This is a genomic window from Rhizobium sp. Leaf371, assembly GCF_001424045.1.
GTDB lineage: Bacteria > Pseudomonadota > Alphaproteobacteria > Rhizobiales > Rhizobiaceae > Ferranicluibacter.
In genome coordinates this window covers 210,902-235,860 of sequence record NZ_LMQB01000029.1, presented here as the reverse complement: position 1 = coordinate 235,860, position 24,959 = coordinate 210,902, and the positions used below count along the sequence as shown (strand labels likewise).

At 60.2% G+C, this 24,959-nt stretch carries 22 protein-coding genes; 14 read left to right on the top strand and 8 right to left on the bottom strand.

The window, feature by feature from the left end; genetic code table 11:
• On the top strand, positions 1–183 hold a 183-nt coding region (locus ASG39_RS22955; protein WP_162242410.1), incomplete at its 5' end, for an ATP-binding protein.
• Positions 184–1,355: 1,172 nt separating this feature from the next.
• Here ASG39_RS22955 and ASG39_RS22945 read toward each other — a convergent pair.
• Positions 1,356–2,243, bottom strand: coding sequence for a LysR family transcriptional regulator (locus tag ASG39_RS22945; protein WP_062597301.1), 888 nt, complete (start codon positions 2,241–2,243; stop codon positions 1,356–1,358).
• A 98-nt stretch (positions 2,244–2,341) separates the two neighbouring features.
• Here ASG39_RS22945 and ASG39_RS22940 point away from each other — a divergent pair, with 98 nt between their 5' ends.
• The 6 genes from ASG39_RS22940 to ASG39_RS22915 all read left to right on the top strand — a co-directional run bounded on the left by ASG39_RS22940 (position 2,342) and on the right by ASG39_RS22915 (position 7,460).
• Positions 2,342–3,586 carry an MFS transporter gene (locus ASG39_RS22940; RefSeq protein WP_244481319.1) on the top strand — a complete coding sequence of 415 codons (1,245 nt, stop codon included), beginning with the start codon at positions 2,342–2,344 and terminating at the stop codon, positions 3,584–3,586.
• Positions 3,534–4,751 carry an alpha/beta hydrolase gene (locus tag ASG39_RS22935; RefSeq protein WP_244481318.1) on the top strand — a complete coding sequence of 406 codons (1,218 nt, stop codon included), beginning with the start codon at positions 3,534–3,536 and terminating at the stop codon, positions 4,749–4,751. Before ASG39_RS22940 ends, ASG39_RS22935 begins: the two co-directional genes overlap by 53 nt.
• Positions 4,752–4,900: 149 nt before the next feature.
• Entirely contained in the window at positions 4,901–5,374 is a 474-nt protein-coding gene (locus tag ASG39_RS22930) for a hypothetical protein (protein ID WP_062597270.1), read from the top strand.
• Positions 5,375–5,434: 60 nt separating this feature from the next.
• On the top strand, positions 5,435–6,091 hold the full coding sequence (locus tag ASG39_RS22925) for a hypothetical protein (RefSeq protein ID WP_156468254.1): 657 nt from the start codon (positions 5,435–5,437) through the stop codon (positions 6,089–6,091).
• Between the two features lie 62 nt (positions 6,092–6,153).
• The gene (locus ASG39_RS22920; RefSeq protein ID WP_244481317.1) at positions 6,154–6,507 is read left to right on the top strand and encodes a cyclophilin-like fold protein; all 354 of its coding nucleotides are present in this window, start codon (positions 6,154–6,156) and stop codon (positions 6,505–6,507) included.
• Between the two features lie 161 nt (positions 6,508–6,668).
• The gene (locus ASG39_RS22915) at positions 6,669–7,460 is read left to right on the top strand and encodes a carboxymuconolactone decarboxylase family protein (protein ID WP_062597267.1); all 792 of its coding nucleotides are present in this window, start codon (positions 6,669–6,671) and stop codon (positions 7,458–7,460) included.
• Between the two features lie 130 nt (positions 7,461–7,590).
• Here ASG39_RS22915 and ASG39_RS22910 read toward each other — a convergent pair whose 3' ends face one another.
• A complete protein-coding gene (locus tag ASG39_RS22910) occupies positions 7,591–8,484 on the bottom strand; it encodes a LysR family transcriptional regulator (RefSeq protein WP_062597266.1) in 894 nt (297 codons plus the stop codon).
• Between the two features lie 199 nt (positions 8,485–8,683).
• On the opposite strand from ASG39_RS22910, the gene ASG39_RS22905 reads away from it, so the two are divergent.
• The gene (locus ASG39_RS22905; protein WP_062597265.1) at positions 8,684–9,166 is read left to right on the top strand and encodes a cupin domain-containing protein; all 483 of its coding nucleotides are present in this window, start codon (positions 8,684–8,686) and stop codon (positions 9,164–9,166) included.
• A gap of 73 nt (positions 9,167–9,239) precedes the next feature.
• On the opposite strand, the gene ASG39_RS22900 is transcribed toward ASG39_RS22905, so the two are convergent.
• The 6 genes from ASG39_RS22900 to ASG39_RS22875 all read right to left on the bottom strand — a co-directional run bounded on the left by ASG39_RS22900 (position 9,240) and on the right by ASG39_RS22875 (position 16,707).
• Entirely contained in the window at positions 9,240–9,635 is a 396-nt protein-coding gene (locus ASG39_RS22900; protein ID WP_062597264.1) for a cupin domain-containing protein, read from the bottom strand.
• A 128-nt stretch (positions 9,636–9,763) separates the two neighbouring features.
• Complete coding sequence (paoC, locus tag ASG39_RS22895; RefSeq protein WP_062597263.1) at positions 9,764–11,962, bottom strand: aldehyde oxidoreductase molybdenum-binding subunit PaoC; 2,199 nt, start codon at positions 11,960–11,962, stop codon at positions 9,764–9,766.
• 3 nt (positions 11,963–11,965) lie between these two features.
• Positions 11,966–12,916, bottom strand: a complete 951-nt coding sequence (locus tag ASG39_RS22890; protein ID WP_062597262.1) for a xanthine dehydrogenase family protein subunit M — start codon at positions 12,914–12,916, stop codon at positions 11,966–11,968.
• Entirely contained in the window at positions 12,913–13,563 is a 651-nt protein-coding gene (gene paoA / locus ASG39_RS22885; RefSeq protein WP_156468253.1) for an aldehyde dehydrogenase iron-sulfur subunit PaoA, read from the bottom strand. Before paoA ends, ASG39_RS22890 begins: the two co-directional genes overlap by 4 nt.
• A 322-nt stretch (positions 13,564–13,885) precedes the next feature.
• Positions 13,886–14,860, bottom strand: a complete 975-nt coding sequence (locus ASG39_RS22880) for a sugar ABC transporter substrate-binding protein (protein ID WP_062597260.1) — start codon at positions 14,858–14,860, stop codon at positions 13,886–13,888.
• Positions 14,861–14,895: 35 nt separating this feature from the next.
• Complete coding sequence (locus ASG39_RS22875) at positions 14,896–16,707, bottom strand: methyl-accepting chemotaxis protein (RefSeq protein WP_062597259.1); 1,812 nt, start codon at positions 16,705–16,707, stop codon at positions 14,896–14,898.
• A 589-nt stretch (positions 16,708–17,296) separates the two neighbouring features.
• Here ASG39_RS22875 and ASG39_RS22870 point away from each other — a divergent pair.
• From ASG39_RS22870 to ASG39_RS22845, 6 genes are all read left to right on the top strand, one after another.
• A complete protein-coding gene (locus tag ASG39_RS22870; protein WP_062597258.1) occupies positions 17,297–18,340 on the top strand; it encodes a tartrate dehydrogenase in 1,044 nt (347 codons plus the stop codon).
• Positions 18,341–18,358: 18 nt separating this feature from the next.
• The gene (locus ASG39_RS22865; RefSeq protein ID WP_062597299.1) at positions 18,359–19,816 is read left to right on the top strand and encodes an NAD-dependent succinate-semialdehyde dehydrogenase; all 1,458 of its coding nucleotides are present in this window, start codon (positions 18,359–18,361) and stop codon (positions 19,814–19,816) included.
• 278 nt (positions 19,817–20,094) lie between these two features.
• Entirely contained in the window at positions 20,095–21,324 is a 1,230-nt protein-coding gene (locus tag ASG39_RS22860; RefSeq protein ID WP_244481316.1) for an adenylate/guanylate cyclase domain-containing protein, read from the top strand.
• Between the two features lie 376 nt (positions 21,325–21,700).
• Positions 21,701–22,678, top strand: coding sequence for a tripartite tricarboxylate transporter substrate binding protein (locus ASG39_RS22855; RefSeq protein WP_062597256.1), 978 nt, complete (start codon positions 21,701–21,703; stop codon positions 22,676–22,678).
• A gap of 117 nt (positions 22,679–22,795) precedes the next feature.
• Positions 22,796–24,277, top strand: a complete 1,482-nt coding sequence (locus ASG39_RS22850; RefSeq protein ID WP_062597255.1) for an aldehyde dehydrogenase — start codon at positions 22,796–22,798, stop codon at positions 24,275–24,277.
• 193 nt (positions 24,278–24,470) lie between these two features.
• Positions 24,471–24,956, top strand: a complete 486-nt coding sequence (locus tag ASG39_RS22845) for a tripartite tricarboxylate transporter TctB family protein (RefSeq protein WP_062597254.1) — start codon at positions 24,471–24,473, stop codon at positions 24,954–24,956.
• The last annotated feature ends 3 nt before the right edge of the window (positions 24,957–24,959 follow it).

Sequence of the window (24,959 nt, the reverse complement as noted above, 5' to 3'; positions counted from 1 at the left end):
GCCAGCGTCTTCGGCGACGCCAAGATGACGACCGCGCTGCTCGACCGGCTTACTCACCACTGCCACATCCTGGAAACGGGAAATGACAGCTTTCGCTTCAAGAACAGCTCGGCCCATGAGCCGAAAACAACCAAGGAGAAACGCAGGAACTTGACCACTACGACCAACACAAACGATACCTAAGGCGGGTCACTTCTCGGTGGAAATGCCGGGTCAGCTCTCAGTGGAAATCAACANGAAACGCAGGAACTTGACCACTACGACCAACACAAACGATACCTAAGGCGGGTCACTTCTCGGTGGAAATGCCGGGTCAGCTCTCAGTGGAAATCAACACCCAGGCCTCATGCTGATGTGTGACAACGACAAGGGTAGCCGGCTCGTCATGCTCACCCCTCCGATGATTGTGGACCAGAACAAACCGATGGTTGCTCGCAAAATTTGCGATACTAGAGGCTGGAGCTGGGCAAAAAACGGTCTTGGCGGCAGCCTTGTTGGCACGCTACTTCACGGGGACCTGCACCCGCTCGGAAACACAGTCCGTTCGCAGATTTAGGTTCGCCTTTCTCAACTGTCTTGCTCTTGAAAGGATTCGAACCGCCAACCTGTAAGCAGATGAGAAAAAATTCATCGACTTGCGATGATGATCTTCAGGTCCTTGTGAGGACCCTTGTAGGATAGAGCGGCCTTCACGCGCGTGCTGTCCTCAGGATTCTGCAGCTCTTTCGGAATGGCAAGTTCCGGAGTTTTTGCAGGCAGATTGCTGCTCAGGGTTACATCGAAAAGGGAATGCGGGTTGCCCCAGACGCCATCCGAAGATACCGTTCACTCAAGATAGATGAGGCGATTGGTTTGAAAGCCCGGCCACCCATGGTGCGCGAAAGCCGGCGACACGGGAAACAGGGCGGGCATCAGCGCGATCAAGGTAGCCAGGCATAAGGTGATCAGCCGCCCTCTATTCCAGGCTATCCGAGACATGTGCAGCATCTTACGCATCGTCGAATTCTTCCTTTGATGTCTCGACCTTGACGGGAGATGTGACGTCTTTTTCTCAAGGACCGGAGAGCGAAACCATGGATGTCGTTTCCGCATTCCGGCCCCCGCCTTGCGGTATCGCAGGATTCGCGAGAATCCTCCCCGGTCAACTCACCTTTACGGGAGAGGTTCTCGAGAATGCGGTTCAGCGTCACAGTCCTGCGCGTGCCGTGCAGGAACGTTTCCGCCCACGCGTAATCCCATTGTCAGGCTGTATCCTTCTCCGGCAGACAGACACGTCCATCAGACCGGCATGAGCATCGAGCAATGGAACCTTCTGTGGCCCTCTTGACGTTTTCCGGTGCTGCGCGGCGCATCAATTAGGCCCTCAACGCATCAACGACGATCTTGAACGCCGGGGAGTTCTGGCGGCGGCTCGGGTAGTAGAGGTAGTAGCCGGGAAACAGCGGGCACCAGTCGTCGAGGATCTGGACGAGTCGGCCGGCGGCGACCTCGGAGGTGACGAGGCTTTCCGGGACATAGGCGATGCCATAGCCTGCGACGGCCGCATCGATCATGGCGTAGGACGTGTTGAACGTAAGCTGACCTTCCACACGGACCCTGACCTCACGGCCGTCCTTTTCGAACTCCCAGGCATAGAGACCGCCGGCTCGCGCCTGCCGGTGGTTAATGCAAGGGTGGCCGACCAGTTCCTGGGGCGCCTTTGGTGTCGAACACGTCCCCAAGTAATCCGGCGATGCGACCGCGACCAGCCGCCAGTCAGGGCCGATGCGGACCGCGATCATGTCCTTGTCCACGCTTTCGCCCAGCCGCACGCCCGCATCGAACTTCTCCTCGACGATATCGCGGAAGCCGTTATCGCTGTTCAACTCGACCTTGATATCGGGATACTGACGTAGCAGCGGGCGAAGTTTCGGCCAGACGATACTTTCCTGGGCATAGTCCGACAGCGTGATCCGCACCGAGCCGACAGGTTTGTCGCGGCTCTCCATCAACTCGTCGATCTCGGTTTCGAGTTCCTCGATGCGCGGCGCAAGCGAGCGGATCAGGCGCTCTCCCGCCTCCGTCGGAACGACGCTTCGCGTCGTGCGGCTCAAGAGACGCAGCCCTATGCGAGCCTCCAGCTTCTTGATCGTATGGCTGATGGTTGATTGCGACGTACCAAGCTTTGCCGCCGCTTTGGTAAAGCTGCGCTCTTCCGCAACGGCGAGAAACCAGAGCATGTCGTTCAAATCTTCGCGCTTCATGACCGGCCGCACCACCCCTGCATTGATGTCGATCATCGATAAGTTCAAGCGAATTGCAATGGGTAATTTTCGGTCCAGATTAAGCTTATGTTGCGGTCATGACATCGAAAGCTGTGAAACACCCTCATCTCGCCAGCGGTCCCGACCTTGAAAAACATGTCGTTCCCGCTTCGCCCGTGCCGAAGGCCGCCTGGGGCGCGATTGTCTCGATGGCGCTCTGCGTTGCCGTCCTCATCGCCTCGGAATTCATGCCGGTCAGCCTCCTCTCCCCTATCGCAACCGAACTGGGGGTGACGGAAGGCCGGGCTGGACAGGCGATCTCGATCTCCGGCGTCTTTGCCGTTCTCACAAGCCTCTTTGTGTCCGGCCTGACGCGCAGGCTGGACAGGCGGCTGGTGCTTGCCTCCTTTTCGCTGATGCTGGTGATTTCGGGAACCATCGTCACGTTCTCTCCGAGTTATCTCGTCCTGATGATCGGACGTGCCCTGCTGGGCGTGGCGATCGGCGGCTTCTGGTCGATGTCCACCTCGATCGTCATGCGCCTCGTTCCCGAAGATTCCGTTCCCAAGGGTTTGGCCATGCTGAACGCCGGAAACGCCATCGCCGCCACGATTTCCGCACCGCTCGGCAGCCTGCTCGGGAGTTATATCGGCTGGCGTGGCGCCTTTTTCGCCGTCGTTCCGCTGGCGCTTGTCGCGCTCGTCTGGCAGTGGGTCAGCATGCCTTCGCTACCGCCGCGCTCCGCCGAGACGACGTCCGGCATAAGGTCTTCCAACGTGTTCCGGCTTCTTCTTCGGCCGGAAGTCGCCATCGGCATGGCGTCGATCCTGTTGCTCTTCATGGGGCAGTTCGCATTGTTCACCTATCTTCGACCTTTCCTTGAGACGGTTACCTCCGTTTCGATCTCGACCCTGTCGCTCCTCCTCCTCCTGATGGGACTAGCGGGTGTCGTGGGCACCTACGTCGTCAGCCAAATGCTGGGCACCCGGCTCTTTCCCGTCCTGATCACGATACCGTTGCTCATGGCCGTGATCGCGCTGGGCCTGATCGCCTTGGGATCGTCCGCCACATCGACCGCCGTCCTGCTTGTCGGCTGGGGCCTGCTCGGCACGGCGGCACCCGTGGGATGGGGCACGTGGCTGAGCCGAACCATGCCCGACGACGCCGAAGCCGGTGGCGGGCTGCAGGTCGCAACCATCCAGCTCGCCATCACGCTCGGGGCCTCGACAGGCGGCGTGCTGTTCGATGCGACGGGCTGGTGGACGACTTTCCTGTTCGCAGCCGTCCTTCTTGCCGGCTCTTCTCTTCTCGCCGCAGCGGCTTGGCGTTCCCAATCTCGCTGACATCCCGCGACACCCGATCATTTTCCATCGCCCGCTGAACCAAGGATCCACCGTTATGACTGATGAAACTTACCTCGACGACCTGAAAACTCCGACGACCGGCATCGATCGTCGCAACCTGCTCAAGATGACGGGTGCCGGCGTCGCTGCTCTCGGCACCATCTCCATTTTCGATACGATGACTGCAAAGGCTCAAGACATGTCCAACGGTGCTTCCAACTTCTACACCAGCGATCGGGTGACATCGCAGAAGGTCACGTTCAAGACCCAGCACCAGACCGCGGTTGCCGGCAACCTGTTCCTTCCCAAGGATATGGACCAGGCCGCCAAGAATCCTGCCATCATCGTCGGCCACCCGATGGGTGCCGTGAAAGAGCAGAGCGCCAATCTCTACGCCACCAAGATGGCCGAGCAGGGCTTCGTCGCCATGTCGATCGACCTGCCCTTCTGGGGCGAGAGCGAAGGCCAGCCGCGTAATGTGGTGTCGCCGGAAGCCTACGCGGAAGCGTTCAGCGCAGGCGTGGACTTCCTCGGCTCACAGCCCTTCGTGGATCGCCAGAATATCGGCGCAATCGGCGTTTGCGGTAGCGGCAGCTTCGTCATTAGCGCCGCCAAGATCGATCCACGCATCAAGGCCGTCGCCACGGTCAGCATGTACGACATGGGCGCCGCGTTCCGCGATGCGCTGAACAAGTCCCAGACGGTCGAGCAGCGCAAGGCCTTCATCGCCACGGCAGCCGAACAGCGCTGGGCAGAAGCAGATGGCGCCGGCATCCAGCACATTGGCGGCACCACCCTGGAACTGACAGCAGATACCGATCCGATCCAGCGCGAATTCTACGACTTCTACCGCACGCCGCGTGGTGAATTCACACCGGTGGGCGTGACGCAGGAGACGACGACGAAGCCGAGCCTGAGCAGCAGCGTGAAGTTCATGAACTTCTACCCGTTCAACGATATCGAGACCATCTCCCCCCGCCCGATGCTGTTCATCTCGGGCGACCAGGCCCACTCGAAGGAGTTTAGCCAGAAGGCCTACAACAAGGCATCGGAGCCGAAGGAACTCGTCTGGGTAAAGGGCGCCGGCCATGTCGATCTCTACGACCGTGTGGATTTAATCCCCTTCGATAAGCTGAAAGGCTTCTTCGACCAGCACCTCGCATAAAGCCTGTAAATCGGCCGACGATGTCGTCCCATTTTCATGCTTCTCCTCTCGGCCGGTGTCTGCGCGACATCCGGCCGGGATACCAGCAAGTGGTCTGACAAGTCACCGGCTAAAGGCTTTTGCCTGCCCAGCTTTGAAAGATGAAAGCAATGAATGTTTCCCGTTGGTCCGGCTTGCTCTCCGTGCCGTTCGCGATCGTCCTGACGGGCGCCTTTTTCGCAGAAGCCGATGTGTCGCCGACACCGGCGCTTGCGGCTCCCAATGAGGTCACGTTTCCGCCGCTCGATGAGCTTAAGCATTATACGACCGTTCGACGGGGGATCACCCGCGAGCACATGCTGACGAGCGCTGCAGCGCTTGCAGCCCTCAAGGCGGGCGAACCGGTTCCAACGGGGACGCACATGGTTCTTGTCGATTATCAAAGTGACGTTCTTACGCGCTACCTCGTCGCGCAGAAGATCGGCGCTGGCGCAGATCAATGGGAATATCAATGGTTCTGGCCTGACCGAACCGTCAAAGCGGACGAGAATGTCGCTCAATGCTATGCCTGTCACCGTTCGCGCAGAGCCGAGCAGTTCCTGTTCACCCTCAGCGGCGCTCTTGCCGATGATGACACACTCTGACGCCTGCAGGCTGCCGTCATGTTTCGCTTGTGGACCCACCGCATTCTTCTTCCAGCGAGCATGGCCGCGTTGCTCATGCTCTCGCTCGCCTACTGGTGGCTCGACAACGGACCGCATGAGCTTTTCGGGGCTGCGATGTTCACTCTTCTGGCCTGGCACCTGACCGTGAACCGGCGGTGGTTTATGAGGCTCGGAACGGGGCGTTACGACCTGCAACGCTGGGCGGTGACGCTCGTACACGCATGGCTCGCCATCCTCATAACGGTGCTGGTCTGTACCAGCCTGCTGATCTCACGGTCCCTGCCCGGCATGCCGCCTCTGACGGACGAGGTGGGCATTGTCGAGCTTCACTGGTTCTCGGCCTATTGGGTGGTGTTGATCGTGGCCGTTCATGCAGGCAGTCACTGGACACGCGTGATGACCACGGCGCGAACGGCTTTCAGGCTCTCACCGTCCCGCATCCGGACAGGCATGGGGCGTCTTGCAGCCTTTCTCCTTCTCGGCTTCGGCGCATGGAGCTTTGCCGTGCTCGACGTATCGACCAAGCTGACACTTGGGTACAGCATCGCCTTCTGGGACTTCACCAGTTCCGTGACGCCGTTTTTCGCCCACTGGACGGCCGTCATGGCAGGGGCGGCCGTTCTTTCGCATTACGCCATGGTATCCATCAGGGCACACCGCCAGACTTCACGTCCAGCAACGAGAGACCAGATATGAAACAGTTCGTACGAACGACATTCTCCGCAGCTTTACTCATGCTGTTCATGGGAGGGACCGCCTTGACCCAAGATCGTATCCGCATTTCGTCCGAATGGGGCGATGTGACCGCTGAACTCGCCGAAAACGCGGCCGCCCGCGCCCTCGCCGGCATGTTGCCGCTGACGATCGAGATGGACGACCATCTTCGTCAGGAAAAGACCGGCAACCTGCCCTCCGCGCTGCCCTCCGCGCCGCGCCAGCGTGCGTTCTCCGCGGGGACGCTGGGCCTGTGGAGCTCCGGCGATTTCGTCATCTACTATCGTGACGGAGAGGTTCCAGCGCCCGGCATTGTCATTCTCGGTCAGGTCAAGGGCGACGTCTCCATCTTCGACCGGCCCGGCAAAGTCACCGTCAAGGTCGATAGCGCGCGCTGAGGGTCTCCCGGGGGGAGAGCGGGAGGCAGAGCTTCTGCAACCGGCTTTCATGGGCTCGGCTCATAAGTCCTATCAGGCGCCGGTATCTGATCCGGAAGGATCCCGCCGCCATATCGTTGAGGGGACGCGCTCGTGTCCGCCGCAAACGAAAGGATCTTCCCATGAAGCAGCATCTCGCCGCTACGGCACTCTCCCTCTCCCTCTCCCTGACCGCCGCGCCGGCCCTTGCTGAGGATCGGAAACACCCGCTCGCGACGCCGCCGGTGACGCTGGAGGACATGAAAGCGGTATCGCCGGCTTTGGCGGACTATACCGCGACCTCAGCCATCGGCGATTTATGGAAGCGCCCGGGACTGGCGCCGCGCGATCGAAGCGTGATTACGGTCGCCGCTCTGATTGCCAGAAACCAGCCTGCCGAATTCGCGTACCATTTCAGTCTCGCGCTCGACAACGGGGTCAAGCCGGAAGAACTCTCAGAGATCATCACGCATCTGGCGTTCTATTCCGGTTGGGCAAATGCAACGGCAGCCGTGGGCGTGGCAAAGGATGTGTTTGCCGCGCGGGGCATTGGCCCGGATCAGCTTTCCCCGGCAAAGCCAGCCCTGATGCCTCTCGATGCAGAGAAGGATGCATCCCGGCGGGCGACCGTCGAACAGACCGTCAGTCCGACGTCTCCCGACCTGGCCGAGTACACAAATGATCTTCTGTTCAAGGACGTCTGGCTTCGGCCCGGTCTGAGCCCGCGCGACAGAAGCCTGATCACGGTAACATCGTTGATCGCCAACGGGCAGGTCGCTCAGGTGCCCTACCACCTCAATCGCGCGATGGATAACGGCCTGAAAACGGAAGAGACATCCGAATTTCTGACACAACTCGCCTTTTATGCGGGTTGGCCGAACCTCTTCTCCGCAGTGCCCGTGGTGAAAGACGTCATTGCGAAGCGTGCCTCCTGATCGGCGCGCCCGGTCTGGGAAATCAGTCTACAGCATTTCCAGCCGAAACGTCATCGCTTCGGCGTCGGATAATTGCGATAAAACGAAAGGCTAGGGCATTCCCGCTGGACACGGGCTCACCGGAAATGCCCTAGCCGCGTTCGCGCAATACGTCGAGGACAATCGAGAAGGCGGCCGAGGGCTGCCGTCTCGACGGGTAGTAGAGATGATAGCCCGGATAGTACGGGCAAAAGTCGCCCAGCACCTGCACGAGCCGGCCCGCTTGAAGATCGGGAAGGGCGAGGCCCTCGGGAATGAACGCGATCCCGTAGCCATCGCATGCCATCTGCAGGATCTGCCTGACCCCGTTCGACGTCAGCTGACCGTTCACGCGCACCTTGAAGTCCTGACCGTCCTTTTCGAACTCCCAGGCGTAGAGGCCTCCCTTCGTCGGAAGCCGGAGGTTGATGCAGTTGTGGCCGGTCAGATCCTGCGGCACAATCGGTTCGGACCTATCCGCAAAGTAGGCGGGCGCGCCGACCGCCACCATCCGCTGGTTGCCGCTTATCCTTGCCGCGATCATTCCCTGAGAGATGATCTCGCCGAGCCGAACGCCGGCGTCGAAACGCTCGGCGACGATGTCGGTCAGGCCATAATCGACGACGAGCTCGACCTTGATTTCCGGATAGTTGCACAGAACCTTTTGCAGCTTCGGCCACAAGACAGTGTCGATCGCAAAGTCATCTGCCGTGATGCGGATCATTCCCGCCGGCTTCTCCCTGAGATCGCTCAACGCGAAGAGCTCCTGCTCGATCTCCAGAAAGCGCGGCGCCATCGTTGCCAGAAGCCGCTCGCCTTCGGGCGTGGGCGAGACGCTTCGCGTGGTTCTCGTGAGAAGACGAACGCCGAGACGCTCCTCGAGCCCGCGGATCGAGTGGCTGACTCCGGACTGCGAAAGGCCGAGCTGGGCCGCAGCCCGCGTAAAGCTGCGTTCGCGCGCAACGACCACGAATGCCATGAGGTCCGTCACGTTTTCCCTCAGCATGCCCGCACCTCCTTCATCAAATCCTTGCAGGCGACCCGCCGGCATGGGAGCAGTTCGCTTATGAATGACACCCATATCTCTCTTCACGTTCTGCCCGCTAATCCCGAGGGCCGCACATCACCATCTCCCGCACAGGCGCAACGCCGGCACCGGCCGGCAAGCGCCTGGAACGAACCCGCGAAACCGACAGAAGGACGATATGATGAAACTCTTCGCCACGACTGCCATGATAGCCTGCACCTCATTTGCAGGAGCGTTCGCTCAATCCCCCGAAATCTCTCAGGCCACCGAGATCTTTCCGGCTGGCTCACGCGCGAGCGCCCGGGGTCCTAAGGCCAACTTTACCGGTTCGGTCGTCGTCGATATGCTTTACCGGAACAACGCGCATACGACCAATTCAGGGGCGCTCGTGACATTCGAGCCGGGGGCGCGATCGGCGTGGCACACGCATCCCGCAGGACAGATTCTGATCGTGACATCCGGCGCCGGCTGGGTACAGGAAGAAGGCGGCGAAAAGCGCCGGATCCGCCCGGGCGACGTGATCTGGACGCCACCGGGCACGAAGCATTGGCACGGGGCAACCGACAAGAATGGCATGAGCCATATCGCTGTCTCCAACGTGAAAGACGGCAAAGCCGTCGACTGGATGGAGAAGGTCACCGACGAGCAGTATCTCGACTGATCCGCCATCCCGGTTCATCCGCTGGCCGGGCGATGGAACGTGTCGCCCGGCACCGCGATGCCGGCTTACGCGGTCAGGGCTTGTATTGCGCGTCGGTCACGTGTTCGAGCCAGTCGACGACCTTGCCGTCGAGGTGCTCCTGGATCGCAATATGCGTCATGGCTGTCGTTGGAGATGCGCCATGCCAGTGCTTTTCGCCCGGTTCGAACCAGACGACATCACCCGGACGAATGGCCTCGATCGGACCTCCTTCGCGCTGAACGAGCCCGGAACCCGCAGTGACGATCAGCGTCTGGCCGAGAGGGTGCGTATGCCATGCCGTGCGTGCGCCGGGTTCGAACGTGACGAGGGCGGAGGCTCCCCGACGGGCGTCGTTGGCAGCGAAAAGCGGATCGATCCGGACTGTTCCGGTGAACCAGTCTTCCGGGCCCTTTGCGGACGGCTGAGATCCATTCCTGTCGATTTTCATGGAATTCTTCCTGTGTTGGTGGCGCTGGGCATGGATGTGTCCCGCCGACGTCCATCACTCTGCCTTTGACCGGGCAACGGAAATGACCTGTCGGGCGGCGGCTGAACACCAGCCGCCGCCCCTTGCGATCATGCGACGTCGGGAAGGTTACCGATCAGCTTGTCGAGCGTCAGCGGGTAGTGTCGCACGCGAACCCCTGAAGCATTATAGATGGCATTGGCAATCGCCGCCGAGACACCGCAGAGACCGAGTTCGCCCACGCCCTTGGCCTTCATCGGCGACGACATCGGGTCCGTTTCGTCCATAAAGATGACGTCTTGGTGCGGGATGTCGGCATGGACCGCCACCTCGTAGCCCGCAAGGTCGTGATTGACGAAGAAGCCGCGACGCGTATCGACCGCGAGTTCCTCCGAAAGCGCCCCGCCGACCCCCATTGTCATGGCGCCGATGACCTGGCTGCGCGCGGTGATCGGGTTGAGGATTCGACCGGCGGCGCAGACGGCCAGCATGCGGCGGACACGGCTTTCTCCCGTTGCGACATCCACGCCGACTTCGACGAAGTGAGCGCCGAACGTCGATTGCTGATGTGTCTGGGTCAGATCGCCCCATGTCATCGTGTCTTCTCCGACGAGGCCCTCGTCTCCCACAGCCTCGGTCAGGGGAACCGAGCGATTGCCGGAGCGGACCTCGCCATTCTCGAAGACGACGTCGTCGGAGTTGAAGCCGAGCTTTGCCGCAACGGCTTCCCGCAACTTCACGCAGGCGGCATAAACGCCCGACGTGGAGGAGTTCGCGCCGAACTGCCCGCCCGAGCCGGCCGAAACCGGGAAGCGGGAATCGCCCAGCTGCACGGCGACCCTGTCCATCGGCAGGCCCAGCATCTCGGCGGCCGTCTGTGCGATGATCGTGTAGCTGCCGGTGCCGATGTCGGTCATATCCGTCTCGACGGTGGCAATCCCTTGCCTGTCCAGCCGCACACGCGCGCCGGATGGCAGCATCATGTTGTTTCTGAAGGCGACCGCGACACCTTGCCCGATCAGCCAGTTTCCTTCGCGACGCGCGCCAGGCTTGCCCCGGCTGCTCCAGCCGAACGTCTCGGCACCCAGCTTGAGACAACCGATAAGGTTGCGGTGCGAGAACGGCCTCTCCGGCTTCTCGGGATCCACCTGCGTATCGTTGAGGATCCTGAACTCGATCGGATCGAGGCCCAGCTTTTCAGCCATCTCATCCATGGCGATTTCAAGTGCCATCAGGCCGGGCGCCTCTCCCGGCGCGCGCATCGCATTGCCCTCCGGCAGATTCAGCGTCGCCAGCCGCATGGCCGTCATGCGGTTTGCACCGGCATAGAGCAGACGGGTCTGCGCGACAGCCGCCTCCAACTGGCCACCCGGCTGGTCGCCGGACCAGCTTTCATGGGCAATCGCCGTGATTTTCCCGTCGCGCTCTGCTCCGATCCGGATACGCTGGATGGTTGCCGGACGGTGGGTGGTGTTGTTGATCATGAAGGGCCGCGGCAGGGCAACTTTGACCGGCCGCTTGGCCGCCTGTGCCCCGAGAACCGCAAGAACCGCATCCGAGCGCAGGAAGAGCTTGCCGCCGAAGCCGCCACCGATGAAAGGCGACATCAAGTGGATCTTCTCCTTGTCGATGTCGAGCGTCGTCGCCAGATCGGCCCGCCACCAGTCGATCATCTGGCTCGACGTCCAGACAGTCACGTTGTCACCGTCCCAGGCAGCGATGGAGGCGTTCGGCTCCATCATCGCGTGGGACTGGTCGGGCGTCGAGTAGGCCTCGTCCAGCGTGATGGCGGCGCTGCCGAAGGTGGCGTCGAAATCGCCGACGGAGGTATCGGGCTGCTGCGAATCCGCCGGCTTCTCCGCCGTCTTCATCGCTTCTTTCAGGTCGAAAGCCCCCTTTTCTTCCGCATAATCGACCTTCACCAGAGCCGCCGCCGCGCGGGCCTGCTCGAAGTTCTCGGCCACCACGACGGCAATCGCCTGGTGGTAGTGCTGCACCTCGTCGCCGCCGAAGAGCTTTGCCGTATTGAACTTGCCCTTCTTGCGCTCCCCGACGGCGAGCGTCGTCACGACGGCCAGAACGCCAGGCGCTTTTTCGGCTGCGGCAATGTCCATCGATCTAATCCGGCCCCGCGCGATCGAGGCGCCGACAGGATATCCGTAGGCGTAGGGCGTGGAGGCGTCATGCCACTCATAGGCATACTTCGCCCGGCCGGTGACCTTGAGGTCTCCATCGATGCGCGGGATCGGCTTTCCCACGACTTTCATCTGGTCAATCGGATTGGTTGTGGCTGGTGTGTCGAACTTCATGGCTCAACCCTTTGCTTCTGCAATGACCGCCCCGAGCGTGCGCTCGACCAGATCGATCTTAAACCGGTTGTGTTCCGTCGGCCGCGCATCTGCGAGAAGAACAGCCGTTGCGGGCCTTGCCCCTTGCGGCAGCGCAACGTCTGCCGCCTCGACCCGCCATGGCTTGTGAGCGACGCCGCCGACCGCGATGCGGCCGGTCCCGTCGGACTGGATCACCGCACCCACGGAAATGAGCGCAAACGCATAGGACGCACGGTCGCGGACCTTGCGGTAGATGTGGCGGCCGCCGAGCGGCGCGGGCAGGACGACACCCGTAATGAATTCGCCCTGCTCCAGAACGGTTTCGATATGCGGGGTATTGCCCGGCAGACGGTGGAACTCGGCGATCGGCACCGCGTGACGCCGTCCATCCGGCTTGATGGTTTCGACGACGGCATCGAGAGCCCGCAAGGCAATGGCCATGTCGCTCGGATGTGTCGCGATACAGGCATCGCTGACGCCGACGATGCCGAGCTGGCGGCTGAAGCCCTCGATGGCGGAACAGCCGCTGCCCGGCTGGCGCTTGTTGCAGGGCTGGTTGGTATCGTAGAAATAAGGACAGCGCGTCCGCTGCAGAAGATTGCCGGCCGTCGTCGCCTTGTTGCGAAGCTGGCCGGAGGCCCCGGCGAGAAGCGCCCGAGAGAGCAGGCCGTAGTCGCGGCGCACGGTCTCGTCTGCCGCCAGATCGGTGTTGCGCACCAGGGCACCGATGCGAAGGCCACCGTCCGGCGTCTTCTCGATCGTATCGAGGCCGAGACCGTTGACGTCGATCAGATGTGTCGGCACCTCGATCTCGAGCTTCATCAGGTCCAGGAGGTTGGTGCCGCCGGCAATGAACCGTGTGGATGGATGGGAAGCAGCCGATGCGGCTGCGGTCTCGATCGTCGAGGCGCGTTCATACGTAAAGGCTCTCATGCGCGTGTCCCCGCGACGTCCGTGATGGCATCCACGATGTTGGAATAGGCGCCGCACCGACAGATATTTCCGCTCATGCGTTCGCGGATTTCTTCTGCACTCGCCGCGGCTGGTGCGGTGAGGTTGGTCGTCACGTGGCTCGGAATGTTCGCCTTGATCTCTTCGAGCACGGCGACGGAGGAACAGATCTGTCCCGGCGTGCAGTAACCGCACTGAAAGCCGTCATGCTTGACGAAGGCCGCCTGCATTGGATGGAGATTGCCGGGTTGCCCCAGGCCCTCGATTGTGGTGATCTCGTCACCCTCGTGCATAACGGCAAGCGTTAGACAGGCGTTTATGCGGCGCCCGTCCACCATGACAGTGCACGCTCCGCACTGCCCGTGGTCACAGCCCTTTTTTGTGCCTGTCAGATGCAGGTGCTCGCGAAGCGCGTCTAGAAGCGTCGTGCGGTTATCGACGTTCAGCTCTCGCCTTTCACCGTTGACGGCAAATGCGACCGTACTTATGAGTTTGGTTTCCGTCGGCGATGTCTGTGCTGCCGCCGACAGCGGCAAGGCACTCGTTGCCGCAGCCGCTGCGGCCGAGGTGATCAGCAGATTTCGTCGGGATATTTCTAGTTGCGTCGGGTTTAGCATGGCCAGCTCCAATCCAAAAACGGACGTCAGGCGCTACGACCGGCAGCGCAACACTAAGTTAGTGACCCTTCCTTGAATGGATTACCCCCTAATTTCCGCAAGGACTTATCGACCCTGAACATGAATCATAGCAAAATTTATTTCATGTGTCGTTTCTAATGTTAAATGCCCCGACAACGGGCTTACGATCATCGTCAACAACTATAACACCACGCCTTCTTGTCCATCAGGGTTTGAAGCGTCGGAGAGCGCTTGAGTGAGGCTGCTCTCTCCGTATCTTTTCAACGAGGTGGCGGCACTTCGGTCGCGTCGGCAAGGTCCTTGACGACGAAACTTACCATTCAGGCGGGCAATTCTGCAGTGTATCCTTGGTAATCGGAACGCTGTCATATGTGATGAACTGGGCTTTCTGCGCCTTCGGGTTGGTTGCCCCTTCAAACAAAACCTTGAACATCAGGCGACCGAGAAGCGCCGGGCGTGTGCAGACGGAGCCGTCGAACTCCCCTTTGGCGACGGCGTCATTGCCGGCGGTCGAGCCGCCGCCCGTGGACATCAGCTTCACCTTCGAGCCGGATGCCTGTATCGAGCGGGCGCAGCCGAGCGCCATGTCGTCGGCCTGGCTGAAGATAAGATCGAGATCAGGAGTTTTGGCGATCATGTCCTTGCAGAGCTTCATACCGGACTCCGGTGTCCAGTCGGACGGCAATGCCTCGACGATTTCATAATTTGCCCCGGCTTTCTCGAGCGCCTGGATAAAGCCCTTCGTTCTCTGCGTGACCGCCGAGTAACCCGCCGCACCTTCGACGATCGCAATTTTTGCCACGCGGCCTGGCGGCAACAAGCGCACCGAAAGCTCGCCGGCACGAAAACCGGTCGCCACATCGTCCGTGGTGACCAGTGCCGAAAGGGTCGGATACACGTCGCGAAGATCGCGCGTCTTGCTATCGCCAATCTGCACCGCAATCGAAACGTTGGGTATGTTCATGGCGGCGCTCTTTTCCGACCACGCCTGACCCATCATCGAGTCCATCGGGAGAAAGCCGATGCCGTCCACGCCTTTTGCAAGAAGCTCATCGACGGCCGCCGCCTGCTTTTCAACGCTGCCGTCCGGGTCGAGCACGATCGTCGTCACGCCCGCTTCCCTGGCAGCTGCTTCGAAGCCGTTACGGGTCGCGACATTGTAGGGAATTTTCATGCTGGCGACGACATAACCGAGGGTTATCGCCTCGGCGTTCGAATGCGGGGCCATCATCGCGGTCATCATAAGCGCCGCAGCAGATCGTCCGAGGATTTTTTTAAGTCCGTTCATAGCCTATGCCTTTGGATCGGGTTCTTCGGAGACGGTCAGGCGGCGTAGCGTCTGTTGTTGCCATATTGGCTTCGCCCGGACGCCGATCGCCTGTTGAGCTGGAACTTTTCGACTTCTTCGGAAAGGGCAATGGCCTGCTCAGTCAAGGTACCGCTCATTGCCGCCGTTTCCTCCGCCATGGCGGCATTCTGCTGTGTCGTGCTGTCGAGGGCATGGATTGCCGCCGAGGTCTCGCGAAGGCCGGTGGATTGCTCCTGAATGCCGGTGACGATGCCATCGATCTTCACGTCGATGGATGCGACGAAAGCCGTGATTTCGGTCAGCGCCCTGCCCGTTTCCCCGACGTGCTTGACACCTTGGTTGACCTCTTTTGCCGAATTACCGATCAGCACCTTGATCTGCTTTGCGGCGCTGGCCGAGCGTTGGGCCAGTTCGCGCACTTCGCTCGCGACAACGGCAAAACCCTTGCCGCTTTCACCCGCACGGGCCGCTTCGACGCCGGCATTTAGAGCAAGAAGGTTTGTCTGGAAGGCGATCTCGTCGATGACGCTGATGATATTGCCGATCTCGTCGGCCGATTTCTGGATCCGCTGCATCGCATCGACGGCATTCTTCATCACGCCGGTGGAATCTTCCGCGCGAGTCCGGGCCTTGATGACAAGCTGGCGGGTATCCTGAGTGTTCTGATTCAGGTGCTCGATGGTCGCCGTGATTTCTTCGAGAGCAGCGGACGCCTCTTCGAGAGCGGCAGCCTGCTGCTCGGAGCGGCGCGACATATGATCAGCGCCGGAACTCAACTCGCTGCTGGCGCGACGCACATTCTCGGTGCCGTCCAGGACGCGTTCCAGTGTCGATTGCAGGGTTTCGATGGAGCTGTTGAAATCCTGCCGGATCTGGTCGAACTCCGTACCGAACGTGTTGTCGATCTGGACCTGCAGATTGCTATCGGCAAGACCCCGCAAGGCCGCGCCGAGTTGCTCCACGACGGTCTTTACTTCATCGGCGCGGTTCTGAGCGTCCTCCTCGCGCGCCTTCTGTTCCTGAGCGCTTCTGACGCTCGCCGCTTCGGCCCTGGCTTCGAGGTTCTGCTTTTCGATCCCAGTCAGACGAAACACTTCAAGTGCTCTTGCGATCAGGCCGATTTCATCGGATCGATCCTTATAGGGCACGACATGCCCATTCTCGCCGACGGCAAGTCGCTCCATGAATCGAGTGATCGTACCCAGAGGCGCTATGGCGCGACGGTTGATGCAGAAAACGCCGACGAGGAACACGAGAACAGCCGACAGCCCGCCGATGAGAGCAGTAGACCCCAGCCAGCTTGCTTCACTGACGGCGGAGCCTTCGCTTTCGGCATTCATTTGCAACGCCACTATGCTGAGTTCGGCAATAGCCTGACGCTGGTTCTCGTAAGCTACGGCAAGGTCGTCCATGATCGCCATCATCGTTTCAAAATTCGTTCCTACGGCCGGAACGAACTGTTCAAGCGTGACGAACCAGAAACGATCTGAGGCAGGGATGAGCCTCTTCTTGAGAATTTCGACTTCCGCAGCGGGCAGATCAGCAGCCTCCCACAACGCCTTGCGGGTGTCATAACTGATCTTCAGCTCGTGAATTCTCGCGATGGCACGTGAGCGCCGGTCTGCGTGAAAGTTTGCCTCATAGACCGCTGCATAAGCCTCGACCGCGAAAAGAGGCGGGGGCATAAGATCCGCCAGAAGATCGCGCTGAACGCGGATCTGGTCATAAAGAGGCCCCTCGACCTGCACACGCTTGATAGCATAGGTCTGGATTCCCAATGCGGTCACCAAGCCGGCCGTGACAATGATTGCAAACACGAGAAGCATGCGGCTTATTGTAAAATGAGGCATTTGGCGTCCGCCATATCATCGAATATCAGATCTAGAATTCGTGGAAATGATTTCCGTCCAACTGTGTCGGCATGACCAGTGAGCGCGCCCGCCAGATCATTCGCCGGACATGCTTTCTTACGATGACACTAATAAACTTACCAAATTTCTCATCTCGTTCATTTGAAGACATCACTGCACCCTGGTTATAGATGAATGTTATATCTTGAATGAAAGAACGTTAGAACTTCATCAGATATTAGCGATTGCCGGAGGCAGGGTCGCGATTGACGGTCCTCCGCCGCAAATGGCCTGCCACATGCAGCAGTGCACGCCTGAGTAGAGCTAAAACGGAAGATTCTCGCTCGTGACCACGCTCAGGCAGGATTGGGGAGGGGTATAACATCATGTTTGCCGCCTTGCGCTCCCCTCCTTCACCGCAAGATCTCGAAGTGCGATATGAATGACAACATCCTGGGCTTCCAACCTCCTTGCGACAGCTTCGTCGATATCAGGAGGCGTTGGCTGCCTATGGGTCGTCAAACTGTCCAATCTGAAAATGCGCTGGCCGATCCAAGGAGACGAAATGAAGACGTATTCGATTGCTCTCATCCCGGGAGACGGCATCGGTGCGGCAGTGACGAACGCTGCCTGGCGGGTGCTTGAACGCGCCGCCGAGCGATCGGATTTTCACCTGCAGGCGACGACATTTCCCTGGTCTTGCGCGTTTTATAGAGAAACCGGGGCGATGATGCCGTCGGACGGGCTTGAAACTTTGCGCGCTCACGACGCAATCCTGCTGGGTGCGGTGGGGTGGCCGGCGGAAGTGCCGGATTCGGTTTCGCTGCACGGTCTGTTGCTGCCGATCCGCAAGGCCTTCGTCCAATACGCCAATATCCGGCCTCACCGCCTGCTTCCCGGCGTCAATGGCCCCCTGAAATCCGGTGGGTTCGATATCCTTTGCATCCGCGAGAATACCGAAGGGGAATATTCCGGCGCCGGCGGCCGCGTGCATGTCGGCACGCAGGACGAAGTGGCGGTCGAGACCTCCATTTTCACACGAAAGGGCGTGGAGCGCATCTTGCGGTTCGGCTTCGAGCAGGCCCGTCTGCGCCGCAAGAAGCTGGCATCGGTGACGAAATCCAATGCCCAGAAGTACTCCATGGTCTTCTGGGACGAAATGACGGAGAAACTGGCGGCCGAGTATCCCGATGTCGAGGCCAAGACCTATCACATCGATGCCATGGCGGCCCGCATGGTCATGATGCCTGAAAGCCTCGACGTTGTCGTTGCGTCCAATCTTTTCGGTGACATTCTGACCGACCTCGGCGCAGCTATCCAGGGCGGTCTGGGATATGCGGCATCCGCCAACATAAACCCCGACAGAAGCGCGCCTTCCATGTTCGAACCGGTGCACGGATCCGCGCCGGATATCGCTCACCTCGGCATCGCCAATCCGATCGCCGCCATCTGGTCGGCAGCAATGATGCTGGATCACCTGGGTGAAGCTGCGGCGGCTGCCGACATCATCCGGGCCATCGAGACGGCGACCTCCGGCGGTATCGGCACCGAGCCCGGCAAAGACAAGACGGATAAGATAACGGCTGCCGTTCTGGCCGCGCTTGTCTGATAGAAAAGGATGATCGAGATGCAGGCCCTGAAGGACCAGAGTTTATTCCGGCAACAATGCCTGATCGACGGCGTATGGATCAGTGCCGCGTCGGCTGCTGCCGTTCCGGTGACGAACCCTGCCACGCAGGATGTGATCGGCCACGTTCCGGATGTCAGTGGCGAGGAAACACGCCAGGCGATCACCGCCGCGCAGACGGCATTAGGCCCCTGGAAAGCAAAGACCCATGCGGAACGCGCCCTCCTCCTCGAGGCATGGCACCGCCTCATCGTCGAGCACGAGGATGATCTCGCGATGATGCTCACGATCGAGCAGGGGAAACCGCTAGCGGAAGCCCACGGCGAGATCCGCTACGGCGCTTCCTTCGTCAAATGGTTCGCGGAAGAAGCCCGCCGGATCGGCGGGAACACCATTCCCTCGCCCACGCCGGACCGCCGCATCATCGTTCTCAAGGAGCCGGTTGGCGTCTGTGCGATCATCACGCCGTGGAATTTTCCGAACGCCATGATCACGCGCAAGGTTGCGCCTGCTCTTGCCGCTGGCTGCACCGTGGTCGTAAAGCCCTCCGAGTTCACCCCCTTCTCTGCTCTGGCGCTCGGCGTTCTGGCCGAGCGCGCAGGCATTCCGCCGGGCGTGATCAACATCGTCACGGGCATGCCGTCCGACATTGGCAACGAGCTGATGGCCAATGAAGCGGTCCGCAAGATTTCCTTCACCGGCTCGACACGCGTCGGATCCCTTCTGATGCGCGGCGCGGCCGACAGCATCAAGCGGTTGAGCCTCGAACTCGGGGGAAATGCGCCTCTCATCGTGTTCGATGATGCCGATATCGACCTTGCCGTCGAGGGCACGATCGTCTCCAAATTTCGCAACGGAGGCCAGACCTGCGTCTGTTCGAACCGCATTCTCGTCCAGGCGGGCGTCTATGATACATTCGCCGAAAAGCTCTGCGCACGCGTGTCTGCCCTGAAGGTTGGCCCAGGTGCCGGCTCGCCCGTCGATATCGGACCGATGATCAATGCCGCGGCCATCGACAAGATCAATCGGCATCTCGAGGATGCGCTGTCAAAGGGCGCGCGCGTGCTGTCGGCTCCGCCGGAGATGCCCGAAGGTTCGCAATACGCCGTACCCGTGGTCCTCGGAGAGGCGACGACGGATATGCTGCTTGCAAACGAGGAGACCTTCGGGCCGGTCGCGCCGCTCTTCCGGTTCGAAACGGAGGAGCAAGCGATTGCGATCGCCAATGACACACCCTTCGGTCTCGCCTCTTATTTCTATACCGAGAGCCTGAAGCGCTCCTGGCGTGTTGCTGAAGCGCTGGAATTCGGAATGGTCGGCCTTAACACAGGCTCCGTATCGACCGAGGTCGCGCCCTTTGGCGGCGTCAAGCAATCCGGCCTCGGACGCGAGGGATCGCAATGCGGTATCGAAGAGTATCTGGAGATGAAAAGTTTCCACATCGGCGGCCTTGGGTGAACGGTCCAGCCCTCCGGTTCACCACGGTTTTGGCAGACCTCCGCGCAAACGCTCCCAAGGACGGCGCTTCACGATATGCTGATCGGCGCGAGGTGGCGGGAGTCCGCGTTTCGGTATAGGATTGAGGATGCCGGGGTGACGAACGCGATGTGACAAGGAGTGCAATGGCACTGAAGCACCTATCCGCCAGTTTGCCGGATGCGACGGCATTGGCGTTGAGCCGGGCGGAACGCAGGGGCTTCAAGATGGCTGTGATCGGTCGAACGGCGGCCGTCATGATGATCGCCGTCGCCTATCTCCTCAGCTACTACTTTCCAATCAATATCGCGATTTTCGCCATTACGGCGATTGTCGCCGTCGGGGGCCTCACCGCCCTTGCCGCTATCGGCACGCGGTTCGAAAAAGCGGCGCGTTTCGTGTTGTTCGCATTCGATGCGTCGGCCGTCACGATCTTGCTGGCATTCGTGCCTCTGAGCAGCGGCGGAGATATTCCACAGAACCTCGTGTTCATGACGAGTTCCGTCCAGCACTATTATCTCGTCGTTGCCGCGGCCGTTCTGACGCTCTCACCGCCGCTCGTCCTGTGGACCGGCTTATGGGCTGCTGGTGGGCTGCTTTTTGCGACATGGTGGATCATGTCCGGCATGGATCATGTGGTCAGCTACAATGCATTGCCGATCTCACCATCCAGAGACATCTACATACAGACGGTTCTCGATCCGAACTTTCTCGGCATTGCGTCGCGGCTGCAGGAAGCTCTGATTATCTCGCTGGTCACCGCCATCGCGGCCCTCGCCGTCCATCAGGCCCGCAGGGTCGTGAAGGATCAGGCCAAGTCGGAAGCCCGCGCTCGCCGCGTTCGAACCCTGTTCGGGCGTTACGTTCCTGCGCCGATCGTTCGAAAACTGATCGATGAAGGGCAGCTAGCGCCCCAAACACGGCTTGCGACGCTGATGTTCGCAGATATCAAAGGGTTCACCCGCCTGTCACAGGGCATGAAACCTGCAGAGCTCGTTGAGATGCTCAACGCGTTCTTTACGGCCATTACCGATATCGTCGATCGAAATGGAGGGGTCGTCATCAACTATATCGGCGATGCGGTACTCATTTCCTTCAATGCCCCGCTTCCGATCGAAGGTCATGCCGACCGGGCGCTGACGGCCGCCGAAGACATTCTTGCGATGTCTGAGAGCCGGCTCTTCGACAGGAGATCTCTGCGCGTTCGCATCGGCGTGGCAACGGGCTTCATTTCTGCGGGAACGGTGGGAACGGGAGAGCGCCAGACCTATACGGTCTATGGCGACGCCGTCAATCTCGCGCAGAGACTCCAGGAACTGAACAAGGAAATGGGCACGAACTGTCTCGTCTGCGGTATGACGGTTGCAAAGGCTGACGCTCATCCATCGCTCCGGAGCCTCGGTCAGGTTCAGATCCGAAACCGCTTCGGCTCGATCGAGGTGTTCACGCCGGCTAAAGCGGCGACGATGGCGGACGCAAGTGGAGCTTAGAGACGCTGAGCGCAGGTGGCGGCAGAGCGTGTCTTGCCTTCCGAAGGCACGCGGCAGCCGTCATAACGATCCGTAACGTTAGAGAAACAGCCGTGTCGTCTGTGACAACATGGATGATTTTCAATGGCCTCCTCCGGTCATTTGGCGCATGCCTTTTCTCTTGCCGGCACCCCGCAAGCTATAACTTTGCATTATAATAGAGGACCGGAAATCCGGCTTTCCGCTTTACATGAACGGTCGAACGAGGTCGATTGGCCCTCGCATCAAAGCCGTCATACGGCCTTGAGGATGGACGCGCTGGGAGGTCAGAGCGTTTGGAAAACGCCGGAATTCGATCTGTGCGCTTGGCAAAAATGCCGGAATTCGGGAGGACTATATGATTTCGAGAAGAAACGTATTGATTGGCGCCGGCACGGTCGGCTCCATGGCATTGATGTCGAGCGTGGCCAAGGCGCAAGCGGAATGGCCTGCTCGTCCTATCACGATCACCATCGCCAATGCGCCGGGTGGAGACGACGACACACTGAGCCGCTTCCTTGCGGAAACGCTGACATCGGAGCTCGGGCAGGCCGTGGTCATCGAGAACCGTGGAGGCGGATCAACGACCATCGGCGTGACCGCAGCGTCCTCTGCGAAACCCGATGGATACAGTATCCTGTGTTTGCCGACCTCTGGTCTTGTCCAGACGGTCCTGCGCGACAGGCTACCCTACACGCTCGACAGCTTTACGCCGATTGTCGGAATCGGCGGTTATCCTCTGGCGCTCATTGCATCGAAGAAAGCCGGGATCAATACGATCGATGACCTTATGGCCGCCATTCACTCTCCTGAAGGCGTGACCTACGCAACGGCCGGTGTCGGCACCATCGCGCACCTGACAGGCACGACGTTCATCCGCGAAGCCAAGGGCAAAGGGATCAACGTTTCCTATAAGAACAACCCGGACGGCATTCAGGGAGTGGCCGGCGGCTTTACCCAGATGATGTTCGTGTCGGCACGCGAGGGGGCCATCCTCAAGAACGACGAAAATGTGACCGTGCTTGCGGTGACATCGCCGGCCCGCACAAGCAATCTCCCGGACGTTCCCACGACAGCCGAACTCGGCTACCCGCAGATCGACGGTCGCGTCTGGTACGGCTATCTCGCCCCCGCGGGTATTCCCGCGGACGTCGCCAGCCGGTTTTCTGCGGCGGTCGTCAAGGGCGTTCAGACTCCGAAGTTCCAGGAGCGGTTCGGCCCTCTGTCATTCCAGACGGATCTCAAGACCGGTGACGACTTCAAGGCGTTTCTTGTCAGCGAGCAGAACCGATTTCGCAAGATCATCACTGAGAACGACATCAAACTGAATAAATAGCGGCTTCGGCCAACGTGCCGCGGATGAGATGATGCTCACGCCTGCGTTTGACGCAGGCGTGAGCTGCCACGCCGCAATGTACCCGAAAGCCCCTCAAGACGCAGTCCAGGAGTCAGCATGCACAGGTATCAGCTTTTCATCGACGGAGCATTTAGCGACGCGGAAGGCGGCGAATGGATCGAGACTGACGATCCGTATCACGGCAGGGCCTGGGCCGAGATCGCCCGCGCGACCAGCGGCGACGTCGATCGTGCTGTCGCGTCGGCACTTCGCGCCATGGAAAGCGGCCCCTGGAGCAAGATGACGGCCAGCGCACGCGGCAAGATCTTGAGGAAAATCGGCGATCTTGTTGTCAGCAATGCCGACAGGATCGCAAGGATCGAGTCGCGTGACAACGGCAAACTCCTGGCGGAAGTTCGCGGTCAGCTCAATGGCGTGGCGGAGTGCTGGTACTATTTCAGTGGTTTGGCCGACAAGATCGAGGGCTCGTCGATTCCGATCGAAAAGCCCGACACGCTGGCCTTTACCATTCGCGAGCCAATCGGGGTGGTCGCTGCGTTGACCGCCTGGAATTCGCCGATCTGGTTTGCGACCGTTAAATGTGCCCCGGCACTTGCCGCTGGATGCAGCGTCGTCGTCAAGCCATCCGAGTTTGCATCGGCAAGCACGCTCGAACTTGCCGCGCTCGTCAAGGAAGCCGGCATGCCCGACGGCGTCTTCAACGTCGTCACCGGCTTTGGACACGAAGCCGGTGCGGCACTGGTCGAACACCCCGATGTGACGAAGATCAGCTTTACCGGTTCGGATGCGACGGGCGCCCGGATCTATGAGACAGCCGCAAGACACATGAAGCGCGTCTCGCTCGAACTGGGTGGAAAGTCGCCGAATATCGTTTTCGAGGATGCCAATCTGGAACTCGCCGCTGCGGGCGTCGTGTCGGGAATCTTCGGAGCGTCCGGCCAGATGTGCACCGCCGGCTCACGCCTTCTCGTGCATCGCTCGATCAAGGAGGCTTTTACCGAAAAATTGTTGGAACTGGCTCGTCATATCAGGATGGGCGATCCGATGGACCCCAACACGAATGTCGGCCCCATCTCCACACCGCCGCAGTTCAAAAAAGTTATGGATTACCTAGATATAGCACGCGCGGACGGTGCGCGCCTGATCCTGGGTGGACACACTGCCACCGGCGAGGGACTGACAGGCGGCCAGTTCGTGGAGCCCACGATCTTCGCCGATGTCACAAACACGATGCGCATCGCTCAGGAAGAGGTCTTCGGTCCCATCCTTTCGATCATCACGTTCGATACCGAGGACGAGGCGATAGAGATTGGCAACGACATCGCCTACGGCTTGGTTGCCGGTGTCTGGACCCAGAATATCGGCCGCGCGATGCGCATGACCAAAGCCTTGAAGGTCGGCACCGTGTGGGTGAACACCTACCGCGCCTATAGCTACATGATGCCATTCGGTGGCATGAAGAAGTCCGGGCTCGGACGCGAAGGCGGTATCGAGGCGATCAACGAATATCTGGAGACCAAGAGCGTGTTCATGTCGACCGCCGACGAGGGGCCAACCAATCCGTTCATCATGCGCTAGTCGTTGTCCGGCCAGGGCTCCCGCGACGGGATTGGATCGCCGACAGCGCCTTGCGCGTCTCAGCGCGAGGGTTCACCGGCTCCTCTTTCAGAGCCCTGCACATGCGTCATCACAACCTTGTCCGCGTGATCGGGCCGCTGACGCGCCGCCACAGACTAACTGACGCCCAACACCATCGAGGGAACATCTCGAAATGCAACAAGACCCCGTCGAAACCTCATCTGGCAGGATGAACGCCAAGGACATTGCAACCGGCGTGTTTCTGATCGCCATCGCGGCTTTCGGCTTCTTCCTCAATCTGGAGAACCAGCAGGGCACCGCCGCACAGATGGGCCCCGGATACATGCCGATGCTCATTTTCTCGCTGCTGGCCATCCTAGGCGTCGCAGTGATCGTGGGCGGGTTGCGCAACGGTCCCGATCCCCTCGAAAGATGGGCGTTGAAGGAACTCGTTCTGATCCTTGGCGCAATGGCCGCATTCGGCGTGCTGATCGAGCGGCTCGGGCTCGCCTTGTCGGTTGCCACCGTTGTCATCATCAGCACGCTTGCCGATCGTTCGCATTCGCTTCGCAGCGTGGCAGGATTGACGATCGCTCTCGTCGCCATCTGCTGGCTGGTGTTTATCCTCGGCCTGAATCTGAACGTTTCGTTCCTGCCCCCCGCCCTGACCGAACTGTGAGCC